This is a genomic window from Vibrio pacinii DSM 19139 (assembly GCF_000711795.1).
Classification (GTDB): domain Bacteria; phylum Pseudomonadota; class Gammaproteobacteria; order Enterobacterales; family Vibrionaceae; genus Vibrio; species Vibrio pacinii.
In genome coordinates, this window is sequence record NZ_JONH01000001.1 from 489,077 (window position 1) to 509,756 (window position 20,680).

General features: G+C 46.8%; 21 protein-coding genes and 4 tRNA genes. 14 read left to right on the forward strand and 11 right to left on the reverse strand.

Annotation, left to right across the window (positions count from 1 at the left end; translation table 11 throughout):
- Positions 1 to 173 precede the first annotated feature (173 nt).
- On the reverse strand, positions 174 to 1,238 hold the full coding sequence (locus BS19_RS02100) for an AI-2E family transporter (RefSeq protein WP_038173030.1): 1,065 nt from the start codon (positions 1,236 to 1,238) through the stop codon (positions 174 to 176).
- A complete protein-coding gene (locus BS19_RS02105; RefSeq protein WP_038173032.1) occupies positions 1,239 to 1,466 on the reverse strand; it encodes a sulfurtransferase TusA family protein in 228 nt (75 codons plus the stop codon).
- A 232-nt stretch (positions 1,467 to 1,698) separates the two neighbouring features.
- Here BS19_RS02105 and bepA point away from each other — a divergent pair, with 232 nt between their 5' ends.
- From bepA to BS19_RS02125, 4 genes are read left to right on the forward strand one after another with little or no spacing between them, the layout of a single operon-like run.
- The gene (gene bepA / locus BS19_RS02110) at positions 1,699 to 3,153 is read left to right on the forward strand and encodes a beta-barrel assembly-enhancing protease (protein WP_038173033.1); all 1,455 of its coding nucleotides are present in this window, start codon (positions 1,699 to 1,701) and stop codon (positions 3,151 to 3,153) included.
- A gap of 20 nt (positions 3,154 to 3,173) precedes the next feature.
- The gene (arsC, locus tag BS19_RS02115) at positions 3,174 to 3,518 is read left to right on the forward strand and encodes an arsenate reductase (glutaredoxin) (protein WP_038173034.1); all 345 of its coding nucleotides are present in this window, start codon (positions 3,174 to 3,176) and stop codon (positions 3,516 to 3,518) included.
- Complete coding sequence (gene wrbA / locus BS19_RS02120) at positions 3,515 to 4,084, forward strand: NAD(P)H:quinone oxidoreductase (protein WP_038173035.1); 570 nt, start codon at positions 3,515 to 3,517, stop codon at positions 4,082 to 4,084. The genes arsC and wrbA overlap by 4 nt, the downstream gene beginning before the upstream one ends.
- Entirely contained in the window at positions 4,085 to 4,516 is a 432-nt protein-coding gene (locus tag BS19_RS02125; protein ID WP_038173036.1) for a DUF2069 domain-containing protein, read from the forward strand.
- 83 nt (positions 4,517 to 4,599) lie between these two features.
- Here the strand turns inward: BS19_RS02125 and BS19_RS02130 are convergent, their stop codons facing one another.
- Positions 4,600 to 5,841 carry a DUF2066 domain-containing protein gene (locus tag BS19_RS02130; RefSeq protein ID WP_038173037.1) on the reverse strand — a complete coding sequence of 414 codons (1,242 nt, stop codon included), beginning with the start codon at positions 5,839 to 5,841 and terminating at the stop codon, positions 4,600 to 4,602.
- Between the two features lie 264 nt (positions 5,842 to 6,105).
- Here BS19_RS02130 and BS19_RS02135 point away from each other — a divergent pair, with 264 nt between their 5' ends.
- Complete coding sequence (locus tag BS19_RS02135) at positions 6,106 to 7,353, forward strand: uracil-xanthine permease family protein (protein WP_038173038.1); 1,248 nt, start codon at positions 6,106 to 6,108, stop codon at positions 7,351 to 7,353.
- A 130-nt stretch (positions 7,354 to 7,483) separates the two neighbouring features.
- Here the strand turns inward: BS19_RS02135 and ybaK are convergent, their stop codons facing one another.
- From ybaK to hemA, 8 genes are all read right to left on the reverse strand, one after another.
- Positions 7,484 to 7,957 carry a Cys-tRNA(Pro) deacylase gene (gene ybaK / locus BS19_RS02140; RefSeq protein ID WP_038173039.1) on the reverse strand — a complete coding sequence of 158 codons (474 nt, stop codon included), beginning with the start codon at positions 7,955 to 7,957 and terminating at the stop codon, positions 7,484 to 7,486.
- Between the two features lie 86 nt (positions 7,958 to 8,043).
- The gene (gene ushA / locus BS19_RS02145) at positions 8,044 to 9,705 is read right to left on the reverse strand and encodes a bifunctional UDP-sugar hydrolase/5'-nucleotidase UshA (protein ID WP_038173040.1); all 1,662 of its coding nucleotides are present in this window, start codon (positions 9,703 to 9,705) and stop codon (positions 8,044 to 8,046) included.
- Between the two features lie 383 nt (positions 9,706 to 10,088).
- Entirely contained in the window at positions 10,089 to 10,940 is an 852-nt protein-coding gene (gene kdsA / locus BS19_RS02150) for a 3-deoxy-8-phosphooctulonate synthase (protein WP_038173041.1), read from the reverse strand.
- 46 nt (positions 10,941 to 10,986) lie between these two features.
- Positions 10,987 to 11,796, reverse strand: a complete 810-nt coding sequence (locus BS19_RS02155) for a SirB1 family protein (protein WP_038173042.1) — start codon at positions 11,794 to 11,796, stop codon at positions 10,987 to 10,989.
- Between the two features lie 32 nt (positions 11,797 to 11,828).
- Positions 11,829 to 12,212, reverse strand: a complete 384-nt coding sequence (locus BS19_RS02160) for a SirB2 family protein (protein ID WP_038173043.1) — start codon at positions 12,210 to 12,212, stop codon at positions 11,829 to 11,831.
- A 12-nt stretch (positions 12,213 to 12,224) separates the two neighbouring features.
- Positions 12,225 to 13,085 carry a peptide chain release factor N(5)-glutamine methyltransferase gene (gene prmC, locus BS19_RS02165; protein ID WP_038173044.1) on the reverse strand — a complete coding sequence of 287 codons (861 nt, stop codon included), beginning with the start codon at positions 13,083 to 13,085 and terminating at the stop codon, positions 12,225 to 12,227.
- Between the two features lie 4 nt (positions 13,086 to 13,089).
- Positions 13,090 to 14,178, reverse strand: coding sequence for a peptide chain release factor 1 (gene prfA, locus BS19_RS02170; protein WP_038173045.1), 1,089 nt, complete (start codon positions 14,176 to 14,178; stop codon positions 13,090 to 13,092).
- A 46-nt stretch (positions 14,179 to 14,224) separates the two neighbouring features.
- Positions 14,225 to 15,481, reverse strand: coding sequence for a glutamyl-tRNA reductase (gene hemA, locus BS19_RS02175; RefSeq protein WP_038173046.1), 1,257 nt, complete (start codon positions 15,479 to 15,481; stop codon positions 14,225 to 14,227).
- 161 nt (positions 15,482 to 15,642) lie between these two features.
- Here hemA and lolB point away from each other — a divergent pair, with 161 nt between their 5' ends.
- The 9 genes from lolB (at position 15,643) to BS19_RS02220 (ending at position 20,663) form a co-directional block, all read left to right on the forward strand.
- Positions 15,643 to 16,257, forward strand: coding sequence for a lipoprotein insertase outer membrane protein LolB (gene lolB / locus BS19_RS02180; RefSeq protein WP_038173047.1), 615 nt, complete (start codon positions 15,643 to 15,645; stop codon positions 16,255 to 16,257).
- On the forward strand, positions 16,254 to 17,105 hold the full coding sequence (gene ispE / locus BS19_RS02185) for a 4-(cytidine 5'-diphospho)-2-C-methyl-D-erythritol kinase (RefSeq protein WP_038173048.1): 852 nt from the start codon (positions 16,254 to 16,256) through the stop codon (positions 17,103 to 17,105). The genes lolB and ispE overlap by 4 nt, the downstream gene beginning before the upstream one ends.
- A gap of 49 nt (positions 17,106 to 17,154) precedes the next feature.
- Positions 17,155 to 18,099, forward strand: a complete 945-nt coding sequence (locus tag BS19_RS02190; RefSeq protein WP_038173074.1) for a ribose-phosphate pyrophosphokinase — start codon at positions 17,155 to 17,157, stop codon at positions 18,097 to 18,099.
- Between the two features lie 148 nt (positions 18,100 to 18,247).
- Complete coding sequence (gene pth / locus BS19_RS02195) at positions 18,248 to 18,838, forward strand: aminoacyl-tRNA hydrolase (RefSeq protein ID WP_038173075.1); 591 nt, start codon at positions 18,248 to 18,250, stop codon at positions 18,836 to 18,838.
- A gap of 10 nt (positions 18,839 to 18,848) precedes the next feature.
- The gene (ychF, locus tag BS19_RS02200) at positions 18,849 to 19,940 is read left to right on the forward strand and encodes a redox-regulated ATPase YchF (protein ID WP_038173050.1); all 1,092 of its coding nucleotides are present in this window, start codon (positions 18,849 to 18,851) and stop codon (positions 19,938 to 19,940) included.
- A 268-nt stretch (positions 19,941 to 20,208) separates the two neighbouring features.
- Positions 20,209 to 20,285 (forward strand) — tRNA-Met (locus tag BS19_RS02205).
- A gap of 37 nt (positions 20,286 to 20,322) precedes the next feature.
- Positions 20,323 to 20,407: transfer RNA gene (locus BS19_RS02210), tRNA-Leu, on the forward strand.
- A 27-nt stretch (positions 20,408 to 20,434) separates the two neighbouring features.
- Positions 20,435 to 20,509: transfer RNA gene (locus tag BS19_RS02215), tRNA-Gln, on the forward strand.
- Between the two features lie 77 nt (positions 20,510 to 20,586).
- Positions 20,587 to 20,663 (forward strand) — tRNA-Met (locus BS19_RS02220).
- The last annotated feature ends 17 nt before the right edge of the window (positions 20,664 to 20,680 follow it).

Genomic DNA, 20,680 nt, shown 5'->3' on the forward strand with positions numbered 1-20,680 from the left:
ATAATAGTTAATATAGTTATCGCCCAGCCTAACCTTTCCTTAAGAAGTTTTTTACATTTCCTTACTTAAGTAAATTCCATATTAGTCAAAAATGCCAACTCTGGCACAAAAAAAAGCCTCAAAAGCAGTGCTTTAAGGCTTCATATGCAGCTAATTGGCTAATTAGAAAGTAATTATCCAGCGGCTTCTTCTTCGTGACTTGGCAGTGCATTCCATACAGCTTTAACTAAAGTGGCCAGTGGAATCGCAAAAAAGACGCCCCAAAAGCCCCAAAGTCCACCGAAAACCAGCACCGCAACAATGATCGCCACCGGGTGTAAGTTAACCGCTTCGGAAAACAGCACAGGGACTAAGACATTACCGTCAAGCGCCTGAATGATGCCGTACGCAATCAGCAGCCAGTAGAATTGTGGTGTTAATCCCCATTGGAATAAGCCCACAATCGCAACAGGTACCGTCACCGCAGCAGCACCGATATAAGGAATCAACACAGATAAACCGACCGCCACAGCTAATAATACCGAGTAACGTAAGTCAAGAATGGCAAACGTGATGTAGCTAACGCCACCAACGATTAAAATCTCCATCACCTTGCCGCGAATGTAATTTGAGATTTGATCATTCATCTCATACCACACTTTGTATGCCAAGCGACGATTACGCGGTAGCATGCCACTCGCCATCTCAATCATTTCGCGCTTATCTTTAAGTAAGAAAAACACTAGCAGCGGCACTAAAATTAAGTAGACGGCCAAAGTCGCAATACTGACTAAAGAGGCTAGCGAACCTTTAACTACCGTTTCACCCATATTAATTACTTGGTTTTTCGCATTGGTCACCAAGGACTCGACAATCTTGAGGTTTTCCAGTTCTGGGTAACGATGTGGTACCTGCGCGATAAACTCTTGCAGGCCGCCATACATACTCGGAATATCGTTAATCAAATTGCCAACCTGATGCCAAATCGTTGGCACTAAACCAAAGATGGCGACCAACATTAAACTAATGAAACCAAGGATCACCACCAGCACTGACAGCGTGCGTGGTATTCCTATCCGGCAGAGCTGAACAACGGGCCACTCTAACAAGTACGCCAAGACAATGGCCACTAGCAATGGCGCAATCAAGTTGCCAAAGAAGTAGATGGTAATAAAGCCAAACAGAAGAATCGCAACAAGACTTACTGCGTGTGGATCAGAAAAACGTCGCTTATACCAACGACTCACCATTTCAAACATTCAACAAGATTCCTTAGTGACTTGCATACGATAGTAACCTTCTGTTTCTTCACAACTAAGCGTGAATGCGTGCTGTTGAAGATAACGCGTAATATCACGCATCGAGCTCGGATCAGAGATAAGAATGTCGATATTGGTCCCCTGCTGCAGGCCATTTGTGTGACGTTTAGCAAGTAACAGTGCCAATGGGCAACGTTGATGGCGTAAATCCAAAATATTCGGTTCCATTCTGTGGCTCGATGCTTATTATTACCGTTGGATATTGTATAGTGTTTTTTTCTAAGCGTCAGTGCAAATAGTCATCGTAGTACACTGTTCTGACCAATTTTGACAACCAAGTCAAATTCACTGTTGTGGCGCGAGGAAACCTTTGCTGTGGTATGGTGTCCAAGCCTATAATCATCGCTGTATAAACCAGTGTGTGATGGAAAAGAACTCAAGGGAGCATCATCGTTCATCTATGTTTAAACGTACGCGTTCATTGGTCTGCTTATCTATAGCAGCCGCGTTAAGCACTCCGATACCAGTACAAGCTAACAGCTTAGATCTTCCAGATATTGGTACCACGGCCAGCAGCACATTAACCATTGCCCAAGAAATTCAGTACGGCGATGCCTACATGCGAATGCTGCGCAGCAGCCAACCGATCGTTAGCGATCCGGTCCTTAATGAATATATAGAGAGCCTAGGCCATCGACTGGTTGCCAACGCGTCAGATGTCAAAACCCCGTTTACTTTTTTTATGATCCGCGATCGCAATATTAATGCGTTTGCCTTTTTTGGTGGCTATGTGGCCCTCCACTCAGGGCTGTTTCTTCATGCACAAAGCGAAAGTGAGTTAGCTTCTGTTGTGGCACATGAAATTGCCCACGTCACTCAGCGCCACTTAGCCAGAAGCATGGAAGATCAAGCTCGTCGCTCACCCGCGAACATGGCAGCTCTTGTGGGCGCGCTATTGCTTGCGATTGCCGCACCGGAAGCGGGAATGGCGGCCATGACGGCTGCAACTGCAGGCAATATTCAAGGCCAAATCAACTACACACGCAGCAACGAAAAAGAAGCAGATCGCTTTGGTATTAGTACCTTGGCCAGTGCAGGGTTTGATGTCAATGCCATGCCACGCTTCTTTGGTCGCCTTGCTGATGAATACCGCTATGCAAGCAAACCACCACCCATGCTGCTCACTCACCCATTACCAGAAGACCGCGTTACCGATAGTCGCGCTCGAGCACAAAACTATCCAGCGCGTCGGGTCGATCCGTCATTAAACTATCATTTAGCGCGAGCGCGTATTGTGGCTCGTTATGCTGGCATTGATGGCAAAGCGGCCAACGATTGGTTCGTCCGTACCGAAAAGAGCGCCCAACCGACTGTTAAAGTGGCGTTTCAGTATGGCAAAGCCCTGGTCCTGCTCGACAATAAAGAGTATGAGAAGGCGAGTGTTATTTTACAGCGCTTGTTAAAACAAGACCCAGACAATCGTTTCTATCTTGATGCTATGTCCGATGTGTATATCGGACTAAATCAAGCAGAACAAGCCCAATCCTTGTTGGCTAGCGCACTCAAGTCGGCGCCCAATAACCCAGTACTAAGCATTAATTATGCAAATGCTCTGATTCAGCAAGATAAAAACGAGCAGGCGATTAAAGTACTGCAACGCTACACCCATGATTATCCTAATGACATTAATGGTTGGAGCTTACTCTCGGATGCTAATATCAACTTAGGGATCAGTGATGAAGACTTAGCTGCTCGAGCAGAGATTCTTGCCCTTAAGGCCAACTGGAACAAAGCTATCCAATATTACACTCAAGCTAGTCAACTCGCTGAACTTGGAAGCTTAAAACAAGCCAGATATGATGCGCGGATTGACCAACTCATGGTGCAACGTGACCGATTCTTGGCACTACAATAAATAATACTCGGAGATTCACTATGTCAGTCGTGATATACCACAACCCTCGCTGCTCAAAAAGTCGTCAGACATTGACACTACTTGAAGTCAATAATGTACATCCACAGGTGATCACATACTTGGAGACGCCACCTAGTGTCGATGAACTTAAAACCTTAATGACGCAGCTCGAAATCACTGATGTTCGTGACATGATGCGTACCAAAGAAGAGATTTATAAACAGCTCGAACTCAAATCGGCCGACGATGAGACACTGTTTAAAGCCATGGCAGAACACCCTAAATTGATTGAGCGCCCGATTGTGGTCGCTAATGGCAAAGCCAGACATGGCCGTCCACCAGAGCAAGTATTAGAGATCTTATGATCGGCCAAGTTGTCATTCTTTACTATAGCCGTCATGGCGCAACGCAATCACTCGCAAGGCAGATCGCACGCGGAGTTGAGTCGATTCCAAACTGCGAGGCTCTGCTGCGCACCGTTGCTGAAATTGATAACGAAACCCCGGCGGCTGATCCTGTTCTATCGCTAGCAGAATTGAAACAGTGTGACGCTCTCGCCATGGGCAGCCCTGTGTGGTTCGGCAATATGGCGGCACCGCTTAAACACTTCTGGGACAAAACAACCCCGCTGTGGATTGCAGGCGATCTGATCGATAAGCCAGCTTGTGTGTTCAGTTCATCGTCAAGCTTACATGGCGGACAAGAAACTACGTTGCAAAGTATGATGCTGCCGCTACTTCACCATGGCATGATGATCTTAGGAATCCCTTATTCTGAGCCAAAATTACATTCGACTCAATCGGGTGGCACACCGTATGGCGCGACCTCGGTTGCACAACATGGCTCAAGCTTAACCGCAGATGAAATAGAATTAGCCCAGCAACTCGGAAAAAGACTGGCTCGAACCGCATTAAAAACGAAGGAAGATTAAATGCAAGCGATGCAACCCACCACCAAGCTTTACCGCTTGTTGGCACTGTTTGGCAATTTAGCGCTCTTGGCGTGGATAGTGCTGTGGCAAATGTCTCTTTCACCGCATCCGCATATCAGCAGTACCACATTGGCGATAGCCTGGGCCATCCCACTGTTGCTGCCGCTGCCTGGCATTTTAGTCGGAAAGCCCTATACCCACGCTTGGGCCAATTTTGTCTTGATGCTCTATTTTTTGCACGCTTTTACCCTTCTTTACGTCGATAATGGCGAGCGTTGGTTAGCCGTTGTCGAGCTGCTACTCACTACAGCAGCATTTGCTGGCAATATTCTTTATGCCCGAGCTCGAGGAAAAGAGTTGGGCCTAAAGCTCAAACGCCTATCGAAAGTCGAAAAAGAAGAGCAAGCGCGCTTTGAGTCCAAGGAGCATTAATATTTGTTTCGAGAGTCAAACACGCAAAATTCAAAAAAGGTCTGGCAGTGCCAGACCTTTTTATTGATGTTTGTGTTGCTGAACTAGCGGGTTAAAACGCTGGATTCCGACTCGGGCTCTGTAGACTCAGTCTCTATTGCTGGGGTAGGCATGACATAAGGCTGCCCCTGCCACTCGAATTGCATGATCATTTCTGCAGGTATCACTTCAAGCACGGGCGTTGTTGGCAAAGCCTGGGGCGTGAGCGCCTCATTGTCAGTCGTTGCTTGTGGCTCGGTAAGATTGTCGCTTGGCACTTCAATGCTTGGCTCCGGCGCAACCACTGGTGGTGTTTCGGTGATACTTTCTAGCGGCATCACATCACTAAGACGACTCACTTCCTGCTTAAATTCTTGTTCTGAAGATAACAGATGGACATTAAACGTCACCTGGTTGCCTTGAATCTTAAGAATATCCAAAGACGCCACTGAACTGAGCGATTTAAGCTGATTTTCCAAGGTAAAAAAGCTTACTGCATCATTAAGCTCGGTAAAACGAACCTTAATGGCTTGTGATGATTCACTGGCCACAATAACGGCGCTCTTGCTAGCAAAGTAATCACTAAGCTGATCAATCATTTTACTCGCCGCGTCGCTGCCGTTATTTGTGCCCGACAAAGGTGCTTGACGAGTAATACCAATCGTCGCCGGCTTTTGGTCGTAAAGTGTCCAACGCAGGTTATTGCCTTGCGCTTTGACCACTAACACAGCATCAACTGGATAACGCTTGCTCGCCTCACCAACAGGTTGGATAAACCCACCCCAAAGATCGGAAACCGCCACACCAGTGATATCATCGAAATCACCAACCGGCACCGTCAAAGGTAAACCGCGCTGCTGAGCTCGGGATTTTATCTGATCGAATATCGCCGACGGTGAATGCTCCCAAATGATGTTACGCTCTGTTTGTTCTTCAACAAGCCAAACCAACACATTGGCCCGCGCAGCAGACCACATTGGCAACTGTGCTTGACTAAGCAAAGAGCGAATATGTGGTGCGCTAAACACCATTTTTAATGTTTGCTGATCAGCAGACTGCCCGTAACTCAATTGCGCTAAGTACTGAGCACTTTGGCCAAGTGCTTTCTTGACCACTTCATTTTCTGGCGCATTGACGTCACCAGAGGCTCTGATCAGTACCTCTTTCATACCTTCCACGCGCGCTTGGACATCCGCGTTGTGAGCCGACGGGTCAATCACAACTTCACTGCGATACAAGTCGACATTGGTTAAGGCCATGGCAGGTAGAGCAATCAGCCCTAAAACAAACAGTGCTATATGACGCATAGAATTCCTAAAATCCGCTTTTTCAACGTTAAGGTACGATGATAAGCAACTATCGCTACCGGAGCAACAAAACCCCTCACTTATCCATCGAAACTCTGCGTAATCCAATACCATCTTTTATCATTGTCATCATCTATTCCTAGAACATTTGATCTAGTTCAGATTGCAATCGATTGCCAAGGTGATAGAATCGCGCGAATTTTATTTTCGTTGAGCAGATAGTTGCTCTGAGACTCGCCATCTAAAGGATAAAGGAATAACAACATGAGAAATGCCATTCAAGGTGCACAAATGCTCTTCGTTGCGTTTGGTGCATTGGTGTTGGTGCCGCTATTAACCGGGCTTGATCCTAGTGTGGCACTTTTTGGTGCTGGTGTCGGTACCCTTATTTTCCAAATCATCACTCGTCGCAGTGTGCCTATTTTCCTCGCTTCTTCTTTTGCTTTCATTGCTCCTATTTTATACGGCGTGCAAACTTGGGGTGTCCCGGCGACCATGGGTGGCCTTATGACCGCGGGTTTTGTTTATGTGGCGATGGGTGCATTGATTAAAGTGCGTGGAGTTGAAATCATTCATAAATTACTGCCACCCGTTGTTGTTGGCCCAGTGATTATGGTAATTGGTCTTGGTTTGGCCCCTGTCGCAGTCAACATGGCACTAGGTAAAGGTGGTGATGGTACACAATTGATCGATGCTGACGCCTCACTCATTATTGCTGGCGCGTCTCTTCTAACCACTATAGGGCTAAGTGTTTTTGCCAAAGGCTTCCTTAAGCTGACCCCTATCTTGGGTGGTATCGTGGTCGGTTACGCCCTGAGCTTGGCTTACGGTATTGTAGACTTTACGCCGGTTCATCAAGCCGCTTGGTTGGCGATGCCTAACTTTACTCTGCCTGAATTCAACATCAACGCCGTTCTGTTTATGATCCCTGTTGCGATTGCACCAGCGGTCGAACACGTTGGTGATATGTTGGCGATTTCAAATGTTACTGGCAAGAACTACCTCAAGAAGCCGGGATTGCATCGCACTATCACCGGTGACGGGGTAGCAACGATTGCGGCGTCTATGGTTGGCGCTCCGCCAAACACCACCTATTCAGAAGTTACTGGGGCGGTGATGCTAACCAAGGCGTTCAACCCTGTCATCATGACATGGGCAGCCGTGACGGCGATTGTTCTTGCACTAGTCGGTAAGCTGGGCGCAGCACTGCAAACCATTCCAATGCCAGTCATGGGCGGAATTATGATTTTGCTGTTTGGTTCTATCGCCACCGTTGGCCTGAATACACTGATCAAGAACAACGTGGATCTGCACAAATCTCGCAACTTAGTTATTGTTGCCATTACACTTGTATTTGGTATCGGTGGCATGGCCTTTGGCATTGGCGAGTTTAGCCTACAAGGTGTCAGCCTATGTGGTATCGTTGCGATTGTGCTTAACCTTGTACTACCGCAAGAGCTTGGTGAAAATCACGTTGTCGACAATGCGCAAATGGAAGAAGAAGTGAGATAATCGAGTTTCGAGTTTCGAGTTTCGAGTTTCGAGTTTCGAGTTTCGAGTTAAATTTTTCGGGTTGACGTCTATGCGTCAACCCTTCTTTTTGGTCTCTTTAAACACTTAGCTGCGATTCACGCCCTTAAACTCACATACACAACTCAACAAACTGTGCTCTGGTTAATGCTGCAAGGTCTTGCGGTGCTAATTCAATCTCTAGCCCTCGCTTACCCGCACTGACACAAATAGTACCTTGTGTTAATGCACTTTGATGGATGAAGGTTGGCAGAGCTTTCTTCTGTCCAAGCGGACTAATACCGCCAACAACGTATCCCGTTATTTTTTGTGCGATATCCGCATCCGCCATCTCAGCCTTTTTAGCCTGCGCCGCTTTGGCTGCCAGTTTGAGGTTTAACTTTTGATCGACAGGGATGATCGCGACAGCCAAATTCTTAGCTTCCCCATTGAGACTAAAAAGCAACGTCTTAAACACCTTCGCTGGATCTTGGCCCAGCACTTCTGCCGCTTCTAATCCATAGCTTTCGGCACGCGAATCATGCTGGTACTGATGAATCTCATGAGGGACTTTTTTCTTTTTGGCGAGATTAATTGCTGGAGTCATACTCCCTCCTTCAAACAAGGCATACAAAAAACGCCACTCGAATGAGTGGCGCTTTAGATTAAAGACTTTTACAAGTTAGAGTCAACTTACTTGTACATCATCTCGCCAGAAGGAGCATACTTGTTTACGTCAACTGGGCTGTTTGCTTCTAGATACTCTTTCAGTACTTCGGCATCAACAAAGCCAGTATTCACGTAGCCTGGATGATCGCTTAGTTTAGGGTAACCATCGCCACCTGCAGCGTTATAGCTTGGCACCGTGAAGCGGTAAGTCTCATCAAGACGCAACTGCTTGCCACCAATAAATACGTTCGACACTTTGCCGTCAGCAACCGTCATCGAGATGCCAGCAAACTGAGCGTAAGCACCTGAATCAACCGGTTTAGTCGCGACTACGTTTAGGTAGTCCAACACTTCTTTACCTGTCATATCAGTGTAAGTCAGAATATTAGCGAAAGGTTGAACGGTCAGCACGTCTTTGTAAGTAACATCACCCGCTTCAATTGAATCACGTACACCACCCGAGTTCATGACGGCAAAGTCTGCTTTTGCACGTTCCATATGAGAAGTTGCGATGAGACGGCCTAGGTTAGTTTGCTCGAAACGAACCACGTTACGGTCACCCTCAAGCTTGCCATTGGTCTCAGCAATCTTAACGTTCAACTGCGCTTGACCTTGCTCTTGGTATGGACGCAAGAACTCTAGCAACTCTTGATCTTGTGCAATTTCATCTTCAATCAGAACACGTTGGCTCTTACCGTCGACTTTAATTTTCTTCTTCAAGTTAACCGGAATAAGGTCGTAGCTGACCATTTCTAGTTCACCGTTACGGAATTCATAATCGGCACGACCTACGTACTTGCCCCATTCATGCGCCTGAACGATGTAAGTGCCGTTTTGCATATCTGGCTTACACTCATCAGAAGGCTTGAAGTTCTGTTTAACAACATTTGGCGCTTCCATACACACTGGCTCTTGAGAGTGACCACCGACGATCATATCGAGAGAACCTTCGTTTAGGTAGCGAGCAAGAGCGACATCGCCTGGTGCGTTAATGCCACGTTTGCCATCTTCGTAGTGCCCCATGTGCGTCACCGCGAAGATCAGATCTGGTTTTTCGGTCTCTTCCAGTTCAGCGATCAGTTTTTTCGCTTCTTGTTTCGGATCACGAAAATCGATGCCACCAATGAATTCAGGGTTACCAATTTTCGCCGTGTCTTCTGTCGTTAGACCAATAACCGCGATCTTGATGCCTTGTTTATCGAAGATTTGGTAGGCCTGGAACATACGTTCGCCAGTTGCCTTGTCGTAAATATTGGCAGACAACATTGGGAAATCAGCCCACTCTTTCTGCTTAAACAATACGTCGAGAGGATTATCGAACTCATGGTTGCCCAACGCCATCGCGTCGTAACCAATTTTGGTCATACCTTTAAAGTCAGGTTCTGCATCTTGCAGATCAGACTCAGGTACACCTGTGTTGATATCACCGCCTGATAGTAGTAGCGAAACGCCACCTTCAGCTTCGATGTCAGCACGCAACTCATCAATAAGAGTCTTACGTGCCGCCATTCCGTACTCGCCGTATTTGTTCTGCCAAAAACGACCGTGATGGTCATTAGTGTGTAGAACGGTCAACTTATAAGTTTTGTCTGCTTCCCACTCATGCTGAGGTGCTGTCGCACAACCAGCGAGAGTTGCCAAAATTGCTGCGCTAATTGCGCTTTTTACGATCAGGCCTTGCTTCATTGTCATACCTTTTGAGCTTATAGGATTGCCACTGCTTTTTTATACTGCTCTCAATTGAATAGACGTACTTGCGAAAAAAAGTGCGATGCGAGCAGTAAAACTTGAGCTAGTTTAAATTAACATTAGTGACATGACAGACTGATTTCATATTTATGTCGGATTGATCACCATAAAATTACCCCAAATGTGTAACAAAGCGTCAAAGTTGCAATTGAGTCAATAAACGATCACAGGCAATCGTTTCACTGTGAGCTGAGCGGATATAGGGCGGGAGTGTGAGGGTTAGCGTTTACTCAACAAGGTTCGATAACATGGTCAATTAACTGACACTAACAGGCATAAAAAAGGACTGGTCATGACCAGCCCTAATCAAAGCGTGTTGATTACTTGATATCGATATGGTCAAAACCCTTAATCAGGTCATCAAGTGCTTTCATTTGCGCTAAGAACGGCTCAAGCTTGTCCAAAGGTAATGCCGATGGTCCATCACAGCGTGCCTGATCTGGATTTGGGTGCGCCTCAATAAATAGACCAGCAATCCCAGTTGCTAAACCCGATTTAGCCAGCTCTACAGTTTGCTCACGACGGCCACCTGAAGCGGCGCCTGAAGGATCGCGCATTTGCAGAGAGTGCGTCACATCAAAAATAACCGGGCTACCATTCGTTGCTTTCTTCATCACACCAAAACCTAGCATGTCGACCACTAGATTGTCGTAACCATGGCAAGAGCCACGCTCACATAAAATGATGTTTTCGTTGCCACATTCGGCAAACTTCTCAACGATGTTACCCACTTGGCCAGGGCTCATGAACTGAGGCTTCTTAACATTGATCACAGCGCCCGTTTTCGCCATCGCTTCAACTAAATCGGTTTGACGTGCAAGAAAAGCCGGCAATTGAATCACATCAACCACTTCAGCAACAGGTTGTGCCTGAGCTTCATTATGTACATCGGTAATAATTTTAACGCCGAAGGTATCTTTAAGCTCTTGAAAGATCTTCATACCTTCTTCCAAGCCTGGGCCACGATAAGAGTGCACAGAGCTGCGGTTCGCTTTATCAAACGACGCTTTGAATACGTATGGGATACCCAGTTTTTCCGTCACTTTGACGTAGTACTCACAAATTTGCATCGCAAGATCGCGTGACTCAAGCACATTCATACCCGCAAATAACGTGAATGGCTTGTCGTTCGCTACCGGAATGTCACCAACGTGAACAATTTTCTGTTCCATTTTATTCTCTCTATTTCGATGTGATGCCAACCGTTGAGTGTTGGACTTAATGTAACGTCACCTGAGTACTACTCATGGCAGTGACTTGATTCTTTAATAGTTCGGCTGCTGGGTCATCTGGGCACTGATCAATAAAATACTGGAAATCAGACAGTGCCACTTGGTGACAATCTAGTTGTTGATAGATAAACCCGCGGTCACGAATCTCATACGGATCATCGGGAACGAACGTTAGAGCAAGATCGGTACACTTTAGTGCCAAAGTATAGCGCTCTTCACGCAGTAGGGCACTTTTGAGTAGCGCTAACCAGCGACCAATGACGGTTGGGTTGTCAGTTTGCACCAAGTGTTGAGACTTGAGTTTTGCTAGCGGCCCTTTATGGCCAATCAGCCAAGCGGTTAAAGTATGCTGTGAAACATACTCACCATTAAACGGGTTGATATAGAGCGGCTTTTGGTTGTGCCATTCTAATTTGAGCAAAAACTGAGTGGGAAAAGTCACCCCAACCAGTGGGAAACCAAGTTTTCGCGCCACAAACAACAAAATAGCCCCTAGGCTCACAGGAATACCTTTGCGACTTTCGAGCACTTTATCAATGAAACCATTATCTGAGTGAAAGTAGCTTTCGCGATCGCCACAAAAGCCCCACTCGTGGTAGAACACTCTTAGCAGCGCAGCAAATCGTTGCTGCTCATTAGTTTCGTTAACCAACAGCAACTCTGCTTCTTGCAGTAAACGGTTTAGCTCCGATTGAGCCCAAGCATCTTGGGTATGAGGATTGATCGCTTTATTTAAAACGAGCGCACCTTCAGCCAGTTCCATTGCATCAAAGTCTTCATCAAATAACTCAAACATACGGCTTGTTATACCCTCTTAAACCATCACTACTAGCCAAAGAACATTGGTGTTTTAGTCACCGCGACTTTCCCTGCCATCGCTAACCACCCCAAGGCACCGAAGAAGGAAAAGGTTTTGAGCAGTTTGTTCTTACCGAGTTTCAGGGCAAAGAAGCCAAGGGCAATATAAGCCAATACACAAGTGATTTTTTCCGTCAACCAAGGTGCTGAAGCCGTGAAAGGTATGAAACCTGTGACCACAATCAACATGATGCCTGACAGCAAAAGGAAGGTGTCATTGATATGAGGGAATACCTTAAAAAACTTCTTTTCCAGTATTGGCGAGTTAGCCATCATGAGTGCAAAACGAACCGATAATAACGTTGCACTAATAGCAATCGTCAGGAGGTGGAAGTGCTTTAAACCTTCGTACATTATTTTTCTCTCTTACGTTTGTGGCGAGTATTGACCAATCGTTACTCGGTCATTGTCACCATAATCCTTGTAGGTAGCCACGTTACCGTAGCCCAGTGAAACCAGTAATTCCCTGACGCTCGCCCCCTGCTCAAAGCCATGCTCAAACAACAGCCAACCTTGTAACATAAGGAACTGACGAGCTTGCGTCGCAATGTGTCTAATATCGGCAAGACCATTGTCATCCGCGACAAGCGCACTCAATGGTTCGAAGCGCACATCACCTTGAGTCAGATGAGGATCTTCTTTTTCGATATAAGGAGGATTTGAAACAATCAAAGCAAACTTTGTACCATCAGGAATGGGCTCGAACCAACTGCCCGACAGAAAGCGGGTGTTGGGTATTGCGAGTCTTGCCGCATTTGATTGGGCTAATTGCTGAGCGTCTGGTTTAAGATCAATCCCCCAAACTTGTCGCTCTGGTAATTCAGAGGCCAACGCTAAAGCGATTGCCCCCGTCCCCGTCCCTAAATCAAGAATATCTCCTTGATTATCTGATGCTTTTTCTAATGCAATCTCGACTAAGCGTTCTGTATCAGGGCGTGGAATTAAGGTACTCGGTGACACTTTAAGTGGCAATGACCAAAACTCACGTTCACCAATAATATAGGCGACAGGCTCTCCCTGACATCGACGAATTAGCAGCGCATTGAAATCAGCCAATTGCTCAGCCGACAAAATTTTCTCTGGCCAAGTGAGCAAAAACGAACGCGGCTTATCTAGCGCGTGGCAAAGTAGCACCGCGGCATCAAGAGAGGGCGAATCACTGCCGCTCTCGATCAGTTGCTGAGCGGCGTACTTAAGTGTTTGTTCAACACTGCGTTGAGACGACATCGATTTAATTATTGTCGGCTAGGGCAGCAAGCTGATCCGCTTGATACTCCTGAATCACAGGGTCAATCAGGCTCACTAAATCCCCTTCCATCACTTCATTAAGACGGTAGATAGTCAAGTTGATGCGATGGTCAGAAACACGCCCTTGCGGGTAGTTATAAGTGCGAATACGGTCACTACGGTCACCAGAGCCTAGCAAGTTACGACGTGTATCTGAAACTTCAGCCGCACGTTTTGCTTCTTCAGCTTGGATAATACGAGCCGCAAGAACCGCCATCGCTTTGGCTTTGTTTTTATGCTGAGAACGTTCATCCTGACACTCAACTACCGTACCCGTCGGTAAGTGAGTAATACGAATGGCAGAGTCAGTGGTGTTAACGTGCTGACCACCTGCGCCTGAAGCACGGAAGGTATCAATTTTAAGGTCAGCCGCTTTAATTTCTGGGATTTCTGCTTCTGGAACTTCTGCCATAACAGCGACAGTACACGCCGAAGTATGCACTCGACCTTGAGATTCAGTCGCTGGAACACGTTGGACACGATGACCACCGGACTCAAACTTAAGTACGCCATACGCACCATCACCAGAGACTTTAGCAATCATCTCTTTGTAGCCACCGTGCTCTGACTCGTTTGAAGACATGACCTCAATGCGCCATCCTTTTTTCTCGGCAAATCGGCTGTACATACGGAACAGATCACCGGCAAAAATCCCCGCTTCATCGCCACCCGCACCTGCGCGAATTTCTAGGAAACAGTTGCGGTCATCGTTAGGGTCTTTTGGCAATAATAGAATTTGTAGATCAGCGCTGAGTTGCTCGATTGTCGCTTTCGCTTCTTTGATCTCTTCTTGAGCCATCTCACGCATTTCAGCGTCATCTTCGTTGGCCATTTCTTCCGCCGCGGCTAAGTCTTCTTGTGCTTGCTGGTATGCTTGGAAACACTTGGTAACTTCCTCGAGCTGAGAGTACTCTTTTGACAACGCACGGAATTTATTTTGGTCACCGATAACATCAGGGTCGCCAAGGAGGTGTTGAACTTCTTCATAACGCTCAACCAATGTTTCTAGCTTAGTTAAAATAGAGGCTTTCATAGTTTTCTTTAACTCAAGGGGTTATTAAAGTCGGTCGCTCTTAATGCTAAGAGTTTTCCAGACCTAGACTTTGTCGAATAATGGCAAGCTTTGCTGGTTCGCCCTTCTCGGCCGCACTTTGCAGTGCTCGAGTCGGAGCGTGAATAAGCTTGTTGGTGAGCTTGTTGCTCAACTCTAGCAGGACTTTCTCGGCATCAGCGCCCGCAGCTAGAGATTGTAAACTTTTCGTTAGCAGTTCTTCGCGTATTTCGTTGGCCGATTGGCGGTATTCACGAATGCTGTCGACCGCTTGTAAGGAGCGAGCCCAAGACATAAACGCGGCGCTCTCTTCACTGACGATCGCCTCTGCCTGAATCGCTTCTATCTTACGCTGTTCAATATTGCTGTCGACGATCGATTGAAGATCATCAACCGTGTAAAGGTAAACATCATTTAGCTCACCCACTTGCGATTCAATGTCGCGCGGTACGGCAATATCTACTAACAACATAGGTTGATGACGTCGTGCTTTAAGTGCACTTTCCACCATGCCTTTACCGATAATAGGCAGTGGACTTGCGGTTGAACTGATCACAATGTCTGCTTTTGGCAGGTGCTCGGGGATCTCGGGCAAACCAATCACTTCTGCGCCAAACTGCTCTGCCAACGGTAAAGCACGTTCTTTGGTTCGGTTCGCGACGATCATCTTTTTACAGCCATTACCAGCAAGGTGCTTTGCGACCAACTCTATCGTCTCGCCAGCACCAACCAGCAGTACTGTCGATTTCTCTATCGATTCAAATATGTGTTTCGCTAAGGTGCAAGCTGCGTAGGCAACGGAAACGGCATTACCACCGATATCGGTTTCGGTCCGCACGCGTTTGGCGACCGAAAACGCTTTTTGAAACAACTTATCCATCGCCGAATCGACGGCCTGATGTTGACGGGAATCGGCATAGGCCTGCTTGACCTGTCCTAGAATCTGCGGCTCACCCAATACCAAAGAGTCAAGACCACACGAGACGCGCATCAAATGACGAATCGCTGCCTGTTCTTCATAAACGTATAAACTGGGTTTAAGCTCTTCGGCGCTCGCTTGATGGAATTGAGACAACCAATCAATGATTTTACTTTTGCCGCCACTTTTTACATCACAGTAAATTTCAGTACGGTTACAAGTCGAAATGATAACACTACCGTTTACCATCAAGTTTTGACTGAGCTGCTCTAGTGCTTGAGGTAGCTTATCCGGACCAAACGCGACCTTTTCACGCAGTTCGACAGTGGCCGTATTATGGTTGATACCTATAGCAAGCAAAGACATGAATTTTAGTTTCTCTGAATCACGCGACGGATAAATGAGGTCGGAATTTTACTTGATGGCCCCGTTTATTGAAAGGGGAAAGCGGATATGTTTTCTAGAGTTCGTGATTTCGGTGATATAGTAAGGACCAACCTTGGGCAAAACTGGATAAATAATCAGCAATGACTCAATTTTTTCGCTCGCTGCTCATGCTCACTGCAGGGCTACTGTATCTCACCGGTTGTACAACGCTCGATAGTACCACCAATGTTGAGTGGCAAACCCATCAACAAAGATTAGCCAGTATTCAACAATACCAAGCCGTAGGTAAGTTGGGCTACCTCTCACCACAACAGAGACAGTCGCTTAATTTTCAATGGTCTTATTCAGCGCAACTAACGCAACTGCGCATGACGACTTTTCTTGGCCAGACGGCGTTGGCGCTTAAAGTGACGCCCGATGGAGCATTGGTAGAAACCTATGATGACCAACAATTTAGCGCACAATCCGCGCAGGCGCTTATTCACCAATTAACGGGGCTCACTCTGCCTGTCGAGTTATTGAATGAATGGTTACTGGGTCGCCCGACCGCCGCGGATGCTTATCAACTTAATCAAACGGATACACTCGCGTCCCTGACTAAACGCGTCGCGGGCCAAACGTGGCAATTGGACTACCTCGCCTATCAAGACGTTCAACACCAAGCGACACTATTGCCGTTGCCGAGAAAACTTAAGCTTACTCAAGGCGATATTTCGATCAATATTGTGATAACTAAGTGGACGGTTAACCAATGATCACTGAAACCACTCACTGGCCTTCGCCAGCAAAACTTAATCTTTTCCTTTACATCACTGGACGTAGAGATAACGGCTATCATGAATTACAAACCCTGTTTCAGTTTCTTGATCACGGTGATGAGCTCACGATTACCGCCAATCAATCCGGTCAGATAACGCTCTCGCCCGACATTCCTGGCGTGACACTGCACGACAATCTCATTTGGCAAGCAGCAACCGCTTTGCAAAACGCCGCCGATTGTTGCCTTGGGGCGCATATCGAACTGAATAAAGTGCTGCCTATGGGCGGTGGTATTGGAGGAGGCTCATCAAATGCGGCCACCACCTTGGTTGCCCTCAACCATCTATGGCAAACCAAGTTGTCTGATGATGAACTGGCCAAAATTGGCTTAAAGCTCGGCGCCGATGTGCCGGTATTTACACGCGGGTTTGCCGCATTTGCAGAGGGTGTCGGTGAGGAATTAACCAAAGCAGAGCCTGCTGAGAACTGGTATCTAGTCGTTCGTCCTAACGTGTCAATTGCAACTGCAGATATCTTTAACCACCCAAAGCTGACTAGGAACACACCAAAACGTGCGCTGGCAACACTTCTTGACAATAATTACGAAAACGATTGCGAAAAAATTGTCCGAATGCTGTACCCAGAGGTTGATAAGCAACTTTCATGGCTGCTACAATACGCGCCGTCGCGGTTGACCGGGACAGGATCATGCGTTTTTGCTGAATTTTCGAGCAAGAACGAAGCTGTATCTGCTCTTGGGAAACTGCCAGACACTGTCTCTGCCTTCGTGGCAAAAGGCAAGAATGTCTCACCTTTACATGAGACATTGGCTAAGTATGCTTAGCCCACACACAATCAATTTAAAAACTGGACGCAACCCTGAGGTTTCCACCGTGCCTGATATGAAGCTATTTGCTGGTAACGCTACACCTGAACTAGCCCAACGTATTGCTGATCGTCTCTACATCTCTCTTGGTGATGCAAGTGTTTCACGTTTTTCTGATGGCGAAGTCGCTGTTCAAATCAACGAGAACGTTCGTGGTAGTGATGTTTTCATTATCCAATCAACTTGTGCACCAACTAACGACAACCTAATGGAACTTGTAGTGATGATTGACGCAATGCGCCGCGCTTCAGCGGGCCGTATTACTGCAGTTATCCCTTACTTCGGTTATGCACGCCAAGACCGTCGTGTACGTTCTGCTCGTGTGCCTATCACTGCAAAAGTTGTTGCGGATTTCCTTTCTAACGTTGGTGTTGACCGCGTTCTGACTATCGATCTTCACGCAGAGCAAATCCAAGGCTTCTTCGATGTACCAGTAGACAACATCTTCGGTACGCCTGTACTGCTTGAAGATATGCACGCTCGTGGCCTAGAAAACCCAGTGGTGGTTTCTCCTGACCTTGGTGGTGTGGTACGTGCTCGTGCAACGGCAAAAGCGTTAGGTGATATCGATATTGCTATCGTTGATAAACGTCGCCCACGTGCTAACGTTTCTGAAGTGATGAACCTCATCGGTGATGTTGAAGGTCGCGACTGTGTCATCGTTGACGATATGATCGATACAGGTGGCACACTATGTAAAGCTGCGGAAGCGCTGAAAGAACGCGGTGCGAAGCGAGTATTTGCTTACGCAACTCACGCTGTTTTCTCAGGTAATGCAGCGCAGAACATTGGCAACTCAGTTCTTGATCAAGTCATCGTTACTGACTCAATCACACTGCCTAAAGAGATGGAAGCAACAGGTAAAGTTACCTGCCTAAGCCTCTCTCGCATGTTAGCTGAAGCTATTCGTCGTATTAGCAACGAAGAGTCAATCTCAGCCATGTTTAACTAATCGATAGCTCGATTAAGCATTGACAACAACACCCCATTCTCGGGGTGTTGTTTTATTTTCACTCGCCTTAAGTTTTCTCACCTCGCCCGAGATGAGAATTGTGTGCTATCATACCGCGCTTTTTGAGATTCCAAGAGAGATCCGAACCTTGAGTCAGCCAATTAAACTTCTTGTCGGCCTAGCCAACCCAGGACCTGAACATGCCAAAACTCGCCATAATGCGGGCGCTTGGGTGGTCGAAGAGCTTGCACGTATTCATAACGTCACGCTTAAAGACGAAGCTAAATTTTTCGGTTTAACCGGACGTATCATGGTTAATGGTCAGGATCTTCGCTTACTCATCCCGACGACCTTTATGAACCTCTCAGGTAAATCCATTGCTGCGATGGCAAAGTTTTACCAGATCACACCAGAAGAGATCATGATCGCACACGATGAGTTGGACTTACCTCCGGGTGTCGCTAAGTTTAAAAAAGGTGGGGGTCATGGGGGGCACAATGGCCTACGTGATACCATCAGCAAGCTTGGCAATTGCAAAGATTTCTATCGCTTACGGATTGGCATTGGCCATCCTGGGCACAAAGATAAAGTCGCCGGCTTTGTATTAGGCAAAGCACCGGCAAAAGAACAAGAGCTTATTGAAGCAGCCGCAGACGAATCTGTGCGCTGTTTAGACATCCTGCTAAAGGATGGCCTTTCAAAAGCACAAAACCGTTTACACACGTTCAAAGCTGAATAAGGTTACTATCATGGGTTTTAAATGTGGCATCGTTGGACTACCAAACGTTGGTAAATCAACTCTGTTTAACGCACTCACCAAAGCTGGCATCGAAGCGGCTAACTTTCCGTTCTGTACTATCGAGCCAAACACAGGCGTTGTTCCTGTACCGGATCTACGTTTAGATGCACTAGCAAAAATCGTAAACCCACAAAAGATTCTGCCGACAACGATGGAATTCGTTGATATCGCAGGTTTGGTCGCGGGCGCTTCTCGTGGTGAAGGCTTGGGCAACAAGTTCCTAGCCAACATCCGTGAAACTGACGCAATTGGTCACGTAGTACGTTGCTTTGAGAACGAAAACATCGTTCACGTGGCAGGTAAAGTTTCACCGATTGAAGACATCGAGGTTATCAACCTTGAGCTTGCAATGGCGGATCTCGACGCATGTGAACGCGCAATTCAACGTAATGCGAAAAAAGCCAAAGGCGGCGATAAAGACGCGAAGTTTGAACTGACTGTTCTTGAGAAACTGCTACCTATCCTAACTGAAGGTGGAATGGCACGTACAGTTGAGCTATCTAAAGAAGAGTTGGCAGTAATCGGCTACCTAAACTTCCTGACTCTGAAGCCAACAATGTACATTGCCAACGTCAATGAAGATGGTTTCGAAAATAACCCTTACCTAGACGCGGTTCGCGAGTTCGCAGACAAAGAAAACAACGTGGTTGTGCCTGTCTGTGCAGCTATCGAGTCTGAGCTTTCTGAACTAGACGATGAAGATCGCGAAGAGTTTCTTGCTGACATGGGCATCGAAGAGCCGGGCCTAAACCGTGTGATCCGTTCAGGCTATGAACTGCTAACGCTACACACCTACTTTACTGCAGGTGTTAAAGAAGTTCGCGCTTGGACTATTCCTGTGGGGGCAACCGCACCTCAAGCAGCAGGTAAAATCCACACAGACTTCGAAAAAGGTTTTATCCGCGCAGAAGTCGTAGGCTATGATGATTTCATTACCTACAACGGCGAAAATGGCGCGAAAGATGCCGGTAAATGGCGTTTGGAAGGCAAAGAATACATCGTTAAAGATGGCGATGTTATCCACTTCCGCTTCAACGTGTAATATTACTCCAAGTCTTTGACTTTAAAAGCCAGCCATTTCGCTGGCTTTTTTGTTTTATCCCAACAAAGTTGCAAATTAAACCACGCTTCGAGCGTTGGTTTGTTATCACTTTTCGATCATTAACACGCCTCTTTGTTTAAAAAGAAACCGAACAGTTGATTTCTGAGGATTTATTCAAAAAAACTATTGACGCCTTTGTCTCAACTTCGCATAATGCGCGCCGTTCCCGACGATAAGGCAACGAATCGGAAAGAACAAAATAAGGTATGGCTACGTAGCTCAGCTGGTTAGAGCACATCACTCATAATGATGGGGTCACAGGTTCGAATCCCGTCGTAGCCACCATTCCTAACTGCTTTTACGAAAGTGTTTAGGAATAGATGCGGACGTGGCGGAATTGGTAGACGCACCAGATTTAGGTTCTGGCGCCGCAAGGTGTGAGAGTTCAAGTCTCTCCGTCCGCACCATTATTTATAGCGTTAAGCTATAGCTGTAGGGCTATCGCCAAGCGGTAAGGCAGCGGCTTTTGATGCCGCCATTCCCTGGTTCGAATCCAGGTAGCCCTGCCATATTTAATGTGTTAAGCCTTTCACAAAAAGGGCTTGTCACTAAGAGCGCGAAGGTTTATATTGTCTCGCTCACGAGTGGCTACGTAGCTCAGCTGGTTAGAGCACATCACTCATAATGATGGGGTCACAGGTTCGAATCCCGTCGTAGCCACCATTAATACAACGTCGCTA

Coding starts and splice junctions, on each gene's coding strand:
- BS19_RS02100 (WP_038173030.1), bottom strand. CDS start 1,238: ATGTTTGAAATGGTGAGTCGTTGGTATAAGCGACGTTTTTCTGATCCA.
- BS19_RS02105 (WP_038173032.1), bottom strand. CDS start 1,466: ATGGAACCGAATATTTTGGATTTACGCCATCAACGTTGCCCATTGGCA.
- bepA (WP_038173033.1), top strand. CDS start 1,699: ATGTTTAAACGTACGCGTTCATTGGTCTGCTTATCTATAGCAGCCGCG.
- arsC (WP_038173034.1), top strand. CDS start 3,174: ATGTCAGTCGTGATATACCACAACCCTCGCTGCTCAAAAAGTCGTCAG.
- wrbA (WP_038173035.1), top strand. CDS start 3,515: ATGATCGGCCAAGTTGTCATTCTTTACTATAGCCGTCATGGCGCAACG.
- BS19_RS02125 (WP_038173036.1), top strand. CDS start 4,085: ATGCAAGCGATGCAACCCACCACCAAGCTTTACCGCTTGTTGGCACTG.
- BS19_RS02130 (WP_038173037.1), bottom strand. CDS start 5,841: ATGCGTCATATAGCACTGTTTGTTTTAGGGCTGATTGCTCTACCTGCC.
- BS19_RS02135 (WP_038173038.1), top strand. CDS start 6,106: ATGAGAAATGCCATTCAAGGTGCACAAATGCTCTTCGTTGCGTTTGGT.
- ybaK (WP_038173039.1), bottom strand. CDS start 7,957: ATGACTCCAGCAATTAATCTCGCCAAAAAGAAAAAAGTCCCTCATGAG.
- ushA (WP_038173040.1), bottom strand. CDS start 9,705: ATGAAGCAAGGCCTGATCGTAAAAAGCGCAATTAGCGCAGCAATTTTG.
- kdsA (WP_038173041.1), bottom strand. CDS start 10,940: ATGGAACAGAAAATTGTTCACGTTGGTGACATTCCGGTAGCGAACGAC.
- BS19_RS02155 (WP_038173042.1), bottom strand. CDS start 11,796: ATGTTTGAGTTATTTGATGAAGACTTTGATGCAATGGAACTGGCTGAA.
- BS19_RS02160 (WP_038173043.1), bottom strand. CDS start 12,212: ATGTACGAAGGTTTAAAGCACTTCCACCTCCTGACGATTGCTATTAGT.
- prmC (WP_038173044.1), bottom strand. CDS start 13,085: ATGTCGTCTCAACGCAGTGTTGAACAAACACTTAAGTACGCCGCTCAG.
- prfA (WP_038173045.1), bottom strand. CDS start 14,178: ATGAAAGCCTCTATTTTAACTAAGCTAGAAACATTGGTTGAGCGTTAT.
- hemA (WP_038173046.1), bottom strand. CDS start 15,481: ATGTCTTTGCTTGCTATAGGTATCAACCATAATACGGCCACTGTCGAA.
- lolB (WP_038173047.1), top strand. CDS start 15,643: ATGACTCAATTTTTTCGCTCGCTGCTCATGCTCACTGCAGGGCTACTG.
- ispE (WP_038173048.1), top strand. CDS start 16,254: ATGATCACTGAAACCACTCACTGGCCTTCGCCAGCAAAACTTAATCTT.
- ychF (WP_038173050.1), top strand. CDS start 18,849: ATGGGTTTTAAATGTGGCATCGTTGGACTACCAAACGTTGGTAAATCA.